This window comes from Trinickia sp., assembly GCF_051961175.1.
Classification (GTDB): domain Bacteria; phylum Pseudomonadota; class Gammaproteobacteria; order Burkholderiales; family Burkholderiaceae; genus Trinickia.
The window spans coordinates 1-10,207 of record NZ_JBQCDN010000203.1 but is presented as its reverse complement, the minus strand read 5'-3'; the positions used below and the strand labels follow the sequence as shown (position 1 = coordinate 10,207).

Sequence of the window (10,207 nt, the reverse complement as noted above, 5' to 3'; positions counted from 1 at the left end):
CCTCGCCAGGTTCGACGATTGCGCCAAAAAATCGTCCGCCGATTTCAAGGCGGCAGGAACGACGGGCGGGTTGGTCCCTTCATGGGCGCATGACATGCTCGTCTCCCCGGCTGTGGAAGGCGCGTTTTACGACGTGATCGGCAACTACTGGGTGAGCAAGGACGAAACCGCACAAGAAGCGGCCAATAAGCTGGCCGCGGCGGCGAAGACGGAATGATGAATTGACGAATTGACGAAGCGGCCGGGCGACGGCCGCGCCTGAAGCCGCCGCACCGAAACCTGTGCTTCAGGCGCGCTCGCCGTTCGTGGCCTCGCGCATGGCGCGATATTCGCGGCGCACGATATCCATCAGTTCGGGCACCGACGTCTTCGCGCTGTGCTGCTCGTACGTCACGCGGCCGCGCTGCATCAGCATGATGCGATCGGCGATGTCGAGCGTCTGGGCGTAGTTGTGCATGATCATGACGATCGACAACCCGCCCTTCTCTTTGAGCCGCAAAATCAGATCGATAATGAGCCCGGCTTCGCGCGCGCCCATCGCCGCCAGCGGCTCGTCGAGCAGCAGGATCCGCGCGTTGGAATTGACCGCGCGCGCCACCGCAATGGCCTGCCGCTGGCCGCCCGACAAACGCTCCACCGGCATCGTCACCGAGGGCACGTGTACGCCGATGTCTTCCAAACACTGCGCCGCGCGCTCGCGCATTGCCCGATGGTTCAGAAAGCGGATCGGCCCGGGGTAGACGATCTCGCGGTTCAAAAACATGTTGTGGTAGATGCTCAGCGAATTGGCGAGCGCGAGATCCTGATAGACGCATTCGATCCCAAGCGAGCGCGCATGATCGACCGAGCGCAGCAACGTCTGCTCGCCGCGGATGAACAACTCGCCGTCCGTCTGCTGATGAAAGCCCGTCAGGATCTTGATCAGCGTCGATTTGCCGGCACCGTTGTCGCCGAGGATGCCGAGAATTTCGCCTTCGCCAAGATGCAGCGACACGCCGTCGAGCGCCGTGACCGCCCCGAAGCGCTTGACGATATTGCGCGCCTGCAATGCGAGCGGCGCTTCGTTCCCGGCCATCACGATCTCCCGCGCCGGCTGAGCCGCGCCACGTGAATATTGAAAATCATCGCGGCGAGAATCGCAGCGCCGAGGATGATATTGAACGTAAAGGCGTTGATGCCGATCAGCGTGAAGCCGTCGTTCAACATGCCGAGCACGGCGGCGCCGATCAGCCCGCCGATGATCGTGCCCGACCCGCCCGTGAGCGGCGTACCGCCGATCACAGCCGCCGCCACCGCCAGGAACATGATCTGGTTGCCGCCCGCTTGCGGGTCGATCGACGTGATCCGCACGCCTTCAAGAATACCCGTGAGGCCCGCGAGTACCGCCGCCAGGATGAAATTGCCGAGCTTGAGCCGGTTCACTTGAATACCGGCCTCCGACGCACCGAGCGGATTCGCACCGCTCGCAACCGTATGCAATCCCCAGCGCGTGTGCCTGAGCACGATGTGCATCATGAGCGCGATGACGACGGCCCAGCAAATCTCGCTGTAGCCCCATCCCCCCATCACGGCCGTAAACAGCGGGCCGCCCGGTGTCGGGACGGGTGTGCCGCGCGAGATCGTCAGCGTGACGCCGTTGATCAGGAAGAGCGTACCGAGCGTGGTAACGAACGAAGGCAGCCGTAAAAATACCGTCACGGCGCCGTTCACGAACCCGACCAGCCCGGCGGCGGCCAGTCCCGCCACCACGGCCAGCCACATCGGCGCACCCGCGTCCTGCGCGAACGCCATGATGAACGGCGCGAACGCGAACACCATACCCGCCGATAAATCGATCTCGCCGCCGATCATCAACATGATCTCGCCGAACGCGATGATCGCGGCGGGCGCGACGAACTGCGAGAGGTTTTGCAGGCTCGCGCTCGTCAGCAGAAAATCATGGTTGGCGGTTTCGAAGTACGCGCCGACCGCCACGGCCACGAGCAGGATCCGCAATTCGGCCGACCATGCAAAACCGCCGAACCTCGCGCCCGGGCGCGAGGCGGCGGAACGTCTCTGTGCTTCGTTCACGCTATCGCTCATGACTATGACTTGATCGGGCCCGAGCGCGGGACGATCTGCGCCTTCGTACTCTTGCCTTCATAACGGGTGGACGTGTTCAGATACGGATCGACGGTCGATTTGGTGACGAACGTCAAGCCCGAATTGACATCGGCCGGACCGACGAGGCCGCCCGATGCCAAGTAGGTGAACGCTTCGACCACGGTATAGAAGCCTTGAACGTACGGCTGCTGATCGATCGTGAAATCGAGGAAGCCGTCGTGGATCAATTGCACCGTCGTCGGCAGCAAGTCGAACCCGCCGCCATGCACGCCCTTCTCGGGCAGCTTTTGCTCCTTCATCAACTGCGCGACGCCTTGCGTGCTGCCCGCATCGACGGCGAACATGCCTTTCAGGTCCTGATGGCCCAGGTAGAACGATTTGATCTTCGAGAGTTCCTCGTTGACCGTCGCGCCGGTGGCGATCGTTTGAATCTCGATCTTCTTGCCGGACTTCTTGATCGCATCGGAGGCACCGTCGAGACGCGGCTGAATGTTGAGCTGCCCCGGCGTGGCGATGAACAGCGCCACGAGGCCGCTATCGATGAGCTTTACGATGCGCTCGCCCATCTGATAGCCCGACTGATACAGGTCCTGGCCGATATAGGCAAGGCGCGGGTTCGTACTGCCGCGCGGCGCGTCGGCGTTGTAGGCGAACACGGGAATACCGGCATCGAGCGCCTTCTGAATCGGACCGTTGAAGGCCTTCGGATCGACGATTGGCACGGCGATCGCATCGGCCTTCGCCGCAATCGCGGCGTTCATCGCGTTAACCATTTCGCCGACGTCGGCATTCGCCGAGCCGGTCCATTGGTAATCCATGTTCAGGATCGCGCAGGCATCTTGAATGCCGTATTGCGTCGGAACGAAGAACGGGTTGGTGGTGACGTGATTGACGAAGACGATCTTCCAGCGCTTGTGGGACGGAAAGGGTGCCTCGGCCGCTTGAGCAGGCGAAATCATACCGCCCATCATCGCCAATGCCGCACCGAGGCCGGCGCCCTGCAACAATCCTCGCCGGGCCCGATTCAACGTGCCGTCCTCGGCCGTCGCTTGCAACTGATCCTGCGCATCGTCTCGCTCGCTCGTCATCACATCCTCCATCGTTGTCGTTGGTTGAATGCTTCTGAATGCTTTCCGCGAATCGGCACAAGCCGGCGTCGGCTCGCACCGGACTTCGCCCCCGGCGCGCCCCGCACACTCGCAAGACGGCGAGCCGTGCGAAAGGCCAATGCATGAACGCAGCCATGCTAGCTCACAGGCTTGGCGACATTAATCCATAAATACCCTTAACTAGTCGGACTATTTAATTAGGCTGGAGATTACCCTGCGGCGCGACGCGAACAATATCTCCGCTTGTTTTCTAAACCGGATGCTTTGTTCCGAGCAAGACAAACGTAAGGAATGATGCCGACCGTGCTCGCTCACGTTTCATCTGAAAATTGAATGATCGATACAGTAAGACTACTGAACGCCCGTCGTCACATAGGTCGCGCTGTCCTCACAAGCGCATGCTTCATTCGGCGACATCACCGGCGCCCCGATGCCGCGCCGATCGCGCACGCGCACCGCCGCCGCGGCATGCACAAGGTTAGTGGACAATACGTGCCGAACCAAGCCAATCGATCGTCAACCATTCGCGAACCGTTCCGGCTCGGCACTGTCCTGCCCGCGCTTCACGACTCACCGGGAACGCATGCCGCCCATTGCCAAGCGATGAACAGGACTCGCACTACGCCATCCGGGTCGACGACATTCGCTTCGTCTCACTGCCTGCCTATGCAGACCCCACGCGCTGAACACCGGATCGAGCCAAACGTCGGGGAGTGCGCGACGAACGAGCGCCCGTTGCTCGGAGCGCCTTCCCGCCGCCAGGTCGCATACTCTCGCGTCCGACCACCCGTGCTCGAGCACCAAGCCGAGACCCGCTCCGCTGCCGTTTCATTCTCTGCGCAGACCCACAGATAAAAAAACCTCAGTGGCACGAAACTTTCGCGCAAACGAAAACGCCCGGCATTCAAACGTTTGCGCACCGCAAAACGGGTCGAATCTGCGAAAAACCGAGTATTTCCCTTGAAATGCCCCCTCAGGACCGCCTTTTAATAGCCCTACGATCCGTGTTATTTTTGCGCGGCGCGGGAACCGGTGTAAACGGACGGCCTCCAGGTAAATTCGGCCGTCAAACAACCCGGGGTGCGCGCTGGACAGCCGTAGAGGGCGGCTCGTACGAGAACAGGCCGGTATGCGGCCATACCGGGGAATACGTTGAAAGTCAGTTTTTTCGAACAATCCCATTCGAACCGAAAATCGGTGTCGAGTGCGGCGGTCGGCCTTGCATACTTTGCCATGACGTGCTTCGGGCTTGCACTCGGCGCAAGCCGGCCGGCATTTGCACAAACGCCGGCTGCCCCGGTCCGGCACGTCAATATCGCCCTTTATGACGGAGATAATCCGCCGGTCGCCCTGCTGCAAGCCTTCGACGCGCTGATCCTGGACGCAGCCCCGTCGTTCGATCCCGGCACGCACGCCCTCGCACACACGGCTTATATCGCACATATCGGTACCTCGCCGGACGAAAGCGCCGAGGCATTACTGGCGCAACAAGTCGAGCCGCTATGGCAACGCGGCTATCGGGGCTTCCTGCTCGACACGCCCGCCGGCTACGCCGCCATCGACGCCATTCATGCCGCCCACCCGGACGCAAAGATCATCGTCGGCGGGGACCGCGCGCTCGACGTCGCGCGCGCGCATGCCGGCCAACTCTATGCGGTGCTGATCGAGGGACTCTTTCGCGCGCGCGCCAGTGCGGGCGGCAGCCTGCCTGTCACCGCCGCCGAGCGCGCCCGCCCGCTCGCCGATGTTCAAGCGTTCGAGCGCCAAACCGGCACGCCGGTGGTCGCCATCGACTACTGCGACGGCGCAGATCGTTCGTGCGCGCGACAGACTGCGCACGAAGCGCTCGCCGCCGGGCTCGACTCATACGTGACCGATCCGGCGCACGACGTGGTCGGCATCGGCCGCATCGAAGTCATGCCGCGAAAAGTGCTGGTCGTGCAAGATCTCCAGCCGGGTCAACAACTCGACTTGAGCCCAGGCGTGACCGCGGTCGCGACGCCGCTCAACTATCTCGGGTACGACGTCCAATATGCGCAGTTGAACGGCGCGCTACCGTCCGACGTCACGCCCGACCGTTACGCAGGCGTGGTCGCCTGGATCTCGCGCGACAACGCCCCGAACCCGAACCGCTGGCGCGCCTGGGTGCAGCGTGCGATCGACGCGCATGTGCCCATTGCGTTCTTCGGCCATCTCGGCTTCGCCGTTGGAGGGGGAGGCAGCGCGCTCGGGCTGCAACCCGTGACGGCCAATCTGCACGGGCCTTTGAAGATCGTCGAGAAGGCGCCGATGATCGGCTTCGAGACCATGCCCGTGCCCGATCCGCGCGACCTTCCGGCGCTGCGCATTGCCGAGGGCGGCCAATCGCTGCTCGGTATCGATGCGGCCGGGACACGGGTCGACGCAGCGGGCATCATGCCGTGGGGCGGCTTTGCGCTGAACCAGTACAACATCGTCTCGCTCGACAGCATCGAGCAGCAACGCTGGGCCATTCAACCGATCACGTTTCTGCGCGCAGCCTTGCGCCTGCCCGAGCTGCCCGCCCCGAACGTGACAACGGAAAACGGCAGGCGTCTGCTGATGGTGCACGTCGATGGCGACGGCTTTGCTTCCCGGGCCGAGTTCCCCGGCCCGGACTATTCGGGCCAGGCGTTGTACGACCAGATCTGGACTCGCTATCCGATTCCGACGACGTTGTCGGTGATCGAAGGAGAAGTCGGCCCGGACGGGCTGTATCCGAAGGCGTCGCCCCGCCTCGAACAAATCGCGCGACAGATGTTCGCACTGCCGTACGTCGATATCGGCACGCACACGTACTCGCATCCGTTCACATGGGAAAACGTCGATGCGAAGACAGGCGCGCATACCGACCGCGGTGGTAGCGACGCCGCGTTCTCGCTCAACATTCCCGGCTATACGTTCAATCTCGATCGCGAGATTTCAGGCTCGATCCATTACATCGACAGCCGGCTTGCACCCTCCGGCAAGCGCGTCGTCGTCCTGCAATGGTCGGGCGACTGCATGCCGCCCGGTGTCGCCGTGCGGCGCGTGAACGAGGCCGGCGTCTACAACTTCAACGGCGGCGACACGACGATCACGAAGGCGGACAACAGTTGGCTGAACATCGCGCCGATCGGCGTCGATAAGGGCCCGGACGCCTATCAGGTATTCGCGCCGAACCAGGACGAGAACGTCTATACGAACGATTGGCAAGGGCCCTTCTACGGCTTCACGCAAGTCTTGCAGACGTTCGCCATGACCGACCACCCGCTGCGGTTCAAACCGATCGACATCTACTACCACATGTACAGCGGCACCAAGATGGCCTCGCTGCGCGCGCTCGACCAGATTTACCAGACCGTGCTGGCGCAGCCGGTGCTGCCCGTCCACGTGACCGACTACATTGGCAAAGTGCTCGACTGGCGGACGTTCGCCGTCGCACGCGATGGCGACGGCTGGCTCGTACGCGGCGACGGTGCCGTGCGCGAATTGCATTGGAGCGGCGCCGACGTCCCACGCCTGGACGATGCGCGCGGCGTGACGGGCTACTCGGCGGGCCCCGACGGCACCTACATCCATTTCGACGGCGGCAGTGCGCGCTTCACGCTCGCCCCCGCAGGCACGCGCAATGCCCTGCCCTACATCGCGCAAGCCGACGGCTTCGTGCAGCGCTTCGAACGCGCTGGCCAAGGGCTGCGATTCGAATTCGGCGGGTATTACAAGCCGTTCTTCGAGATCGCCAACGCAGCGCAGTGCCGCGCATCGAGCGCCGGCAAAGCGCTCGCCGCGCAGCGCGACGGCAGCGCACTACGCGTGCCAGTGCCGGGCGTCGCCGGGCAGCGCGTGACCTATCAGCCGATCGAGGTCGACTGTGGCGGTTGATCGTCCGCGTATCGCTTCCACGCTGATGCTCGCCGGTGCGGCTTGCACCGTCGTGTGCGCGCTCGCCGGGACTTATATGGCGGGCGGCCTGCGCACGCGCATCGTCCACAACGAAGCACCGAGCGAGCTGACCGTGGCGTACCTCGAAGCATGGCTTCGCGGCGCACCGACCGATCCGGACTACCTGTCCGCGCTCGCGAATCAGTATCTCGCGCTCGGCCGCTGCGACGAGGCCCAGGCCACCGCCGGCCGCCTTTCGGCGCTCGGCGTGCAGCAGTCGCGCCGTAAAGCGGTGCAGATCGAGCTGCGCTGCGACGAGCAGCGCGCGTTCGCCGCCCCGCCCGATTCATCGCGCCGGGCCGAGCTGCTGGCCCGCGTCATCGCCCGCCTCGACACGGTCTCGCAACTGGACTGGGACGTCGCGGAACTCGAATCGCTCAGCAAGCAGGCGTTGTCGGTCGGCGCACCGCAGATTGCCGCGCGTTACGCGCTGCGGCTCGCCGAGGCCGATGCGGCGCGCCGCGTCTACTGGCAGCGGCAAGCGGCGCTTCAGTGGCTGGCGAGCGGCGAGTATCGCCGCGCCGCGGATGCGGATTTTGCCGCGCAGGCACACGCGCAAAATCGCGACGAAGCCCGCGACGCATTCATCGCCGGTGTACGCGCGTTGCAAGCGGGCAATTTGCTCGACGAGGCGCTCAATCAGGCGCAGGCTCATCTCGACGGTCTCGCGGACGATAGGCGCACCTTGGAAGTGCTGCTGCAGTTGGCCCGCGCGGCGCAGCGTCCAGATCTCGTCGATCGCTATGCGCGCGCGCTGATGAAATTCGTCGATTCGCGCAGCAATGAGCCTGCGCGAGCCGAAGGCTTGCGTCTCGCCGCCCTCGCCGGCACGCCGCCGGGCGGCGTCTGGCTGAGGCTGGGTGCCCCTGCGCACGATCGGCCCGCCGCGCGCTTCGCCGATATGCCGCGCGCCGCATCGCCCGCGCGCATGATGCCCGCGGTTTGGCACGGCACGCGGCATGGCGGCCAGCGGGGCGGCCTGCTGCGCGTGGCCGACAAGGTGCCCGCACGCGCCTGGAGCGATACCCGCGCGGCGGCTGCGATCGCGGCCAGCCAAGCCGCGGGCGCCAAAGCGGAAGCCGAGGCCGCCGCCAGCGCGCGGGCCAGCGCCACGGCCGCCGCACGCTCGCCAGGATCGAGCGCGGGCGCACCGGCATCGACCGATCTCGCCTCGACCCTCCATCAGTCCTTCCTCGAATCGAACGATCTCGAGAACGCCGCGAAGGTGGCCAGCGAGCAGGTCGCGCGGCATCCCGAGCAGCCCGAATGGCGCAAGCGGCTCGCGCAAGTCGACGAATGGCGCAACCAGCCGGCCGCGGCGCTGCAATCGTGGCTGGCCTATGCACGGCAGACCGGCGATGCCCTCGGCTGGTCGAACGTCCAGCGGATCGCACCGATGCTCAACGACGACGCGTCGTACGTCCAGGCGCTGACCCACGCATCCGATGCCGCGCCCGATAACCTGCAACTCGTCGACGGCGTCATCGCTTCCGACGAACGGCTCGGCCGCCCCGACGACGCCCTCGCCTTCCTCAAAGCGCGCATGCACGGCGTGCAGCAGGAACCGATCGCGAGCCGCTACGCCCTGCTGTCGGAACGCGCCGGATACTTGCGGCAAGCACTTGACACCTGGCAAGGGCTGCAGCGATCGCACCCGGAGAAGGTCGAGTACGCGGTACACAGCGCCAATCTGTCCTACCGGCTTGGCGATTTCCATGCGGCGCTTGACGCGCTCAAGGCCGCGCGCGCGCATGCAACCGATCGCGACACGCTGTATTGGCGCACCTACGGGCAGCTTGCGCGGTTGCAGCAGGACGACGCGGACAGCAATCTGGCGTTTCGTCACTTGCTCGCCGGCGGCGAAGCGACCCCCGAGGATCTCTCGGGAATGACGTTCTTCTATGAGCGTCAGCCGCTCGATGCCGCGCGTATCGCCGAATTGCAATACGACCGCGGCCACGACGTCGCCGCTTTGCGCGAGGCGATCGACGCCTATCTGTCCGCCCACTCGCTCGAACGCGCCGGCGCGCTGCTGCGGCGTTTGACGCCCGCACAGCAGCAGGACGCCGAGCGCGATCCGGCGTTCCTCACCACGCGGGCGGAATACGAACGCCAGAGCGGCAAGCTCGATGCCGCATTGGCCGATCTTCGACGCGCGATCGCGCTGCCCGGCGTCGGCGGCGACACGCGCGCCGCTTATCTGTGGATGCTGGTGGACGCCGGCAGCGAAGCCGAAGTGCGGGCGGCGCTCGATCACTGGCGTACGCGCTCGCTCGGCGACGAATCGCTGTGGGGCCCGTTTGCCGCCGGCGAGATGCGCTTGAACCGGCCGGTGGCCGCGCTGCGCTACTTGCGGCTGCAGGCCGTTTCGAGGCAACGCGATCCGCTGTGGCTGCTCACGTATGCGGATGCGCAAGAGATGGCCGGACACCCGGGCATCGCCCTGTCCGTGCGGCGGCACGTATGGCTCGATTTGCTCGCCGCCGAACGCCGGACGAAAGCGACGGCGACGGCGGCTGCGCCGGCCAGCACAGATTCGAACGCCGGCAACACCCGTTCCGGGCAGCCGCTGCAACGCCCGGCCCGAAGCGACTGGGAGTCGGCCGCTCAGCTGCAAGGGCGACGTGCCGCGCTTGCGCAAACGCTGGCCAATGGCGACACGGCGCTGCGCCTGCTCGATTCGTTGACGTCCGCCACGCAGGCCGATGCGTCCGACGCATCCGACGAATCCGACGAATCGCAGCGCAGCTTGCTCGGCAACACGCGCGGGCTGTCGCCCCTGCCCCCACCCGCCGCAGGCCAGGCCGAACATCGGCGCGTGCGCGAAGCGGTCGCGCGCGACGTTGCCGTGGCATGGGCGATTTCGGACGAGCGCTATGGCGTCGCCAAACGCTGGCTCGCGCGCCGCTACGCGCACCGGCTGCTGGGCACGCAAGACGAACGCCTCGCGATCGCTTTGGCCGAAGACGACGTGCAGACGATCGAGCACCTGCTCGACGCACGCACTGCGGCGCTACCGCTCTATAACCGCATCGACGCGTCGATGCGAGTGA

The 10,207-nt window shown here is 65.2% G+C and carries 5 protein-coding genes and 1 pseudogene; 3 read left to right on the top strand and 3 right to left on the bottom strand.

Features of this window, described 5'->3' with window-relative positions; genetic code table 11:
- Positions 1–217 (top strand): annotated as a pseudogene (locus ACTHL0_RS12270) (sugar ABC transporter substrate-binding protein); the annotation flags it as partial.
- Positions 218–286: 69 nt separating this feature from the next.
- On the opposite strand, the gene ACTHL0_RS12265 reads toward ACTHL0_RS12270, so the two are convergent.
- From ACTHL0_RS12265 to ACTHL0_RS12255, 3 genes are read right to left on the bottom strand one after another with little or no spacing between them, the layout of a single operon-like run.
- On the bottom strand, positions 287–1,075 hold the full coding sequence (locus tag ACTHL0_RS12265; RefSeq protein ID WP_440567020.1) for an ATP-binding cassette domain-containing protein: 789 nt from the start codon (positions 1,073–1,075) through the stop codon (positions 287–289).
- On the bottom strand, positions 1,075–2,082 hold the full coding sequence (locus ACTHL0_RS12260; RefSeq protein ID WP_440567019.1) for an ABC transporter permease: 1,008 nt from the start codon (positions 2,080–2,082) through the stop codon (positions 1,075–1,077). The genes ACTHL0_RS12265 and ACTHL0_RS12260 overlap by 1 nt, the downstream gene beginning before the upstream one ends.
- Positions 2,083–2,084: 2 nt before the next feature.
- Positions 2,085–3,191: a sugar ABC transporter substrate-binding protein gene (locus tag ACTHL0_RS12255; protein ID WP_440567018.1), complete on the bottom strand. Its 1,107-nt coding sequence runs from the start codon at positions 3,189–3,191 to the stop codon at positions 2,085–2,087.
- A gap of 1,254 nt (positions 3,192–4,445) precedes the next feature.
- On the opposite strand from ACTHL0_RS12255, the gene ACTHL0_RS12250 reads away from it, so the two are divergent.
- Together ACTHL0_RS12250 and ACTHL0_RS12245 are read left to right on the top strand one after the other, a co-directional pair.
- Positions 4,446–7,094 carry a sugar ABC transporter gene (locus ACTHL0_RS12250; RefSeq protein WP_440567017.1) on the top strand — a complete coding sequence of 883 codons (2,649 nt, stop codon included), beginning with the start codon at positions 4,446–4,448 and terminating at the stop codon, positions 7,092–7,094.
- On the top strand, positions 7,084–10,207 hold a 3,124-nt coding region (locus tag ACTHL0_RS12245), incomplete at its 3' end, for a tetratricopeptide repeat protein (RefSeq protein WP_440567016.1). The genes ACTHL0_RS12250 and ACTHL0_RS12245, both read left to right, overlap by 11 nt.

Coding starts and splice junctions, on each gene's coding strand:
- ACTHL0_RS12265 (WP_440567020.1), bottom strand. CDS start 1,075: ATGGCCGGGAACGAAGCGCCGCTCGCATTGCAGGCGCGCAATATCGTC.
- ACTHL0_RS12255 (WP_440567018.1), bottom strand. CDS start 3,191: ATGACGAGCGAGCGAGACGATGCGCAGGATCAGTTGCAAGCGACGGCC.
- ACTHL0_RS12250 (WP_440567017.1), top strand. CDS start 4,446: ATGACGTGCTTCGGGCTTGCACTCGGCGCAAGCCGGCCGGCATTTGCA.
- ACTHL0_RS12260 (WP_440567019.1), bottom strand. CDS start 2,082: ATGAGCGATAGCGTGAACGAAGCACAGAGACGTTCCGCCGCCTCGCGC.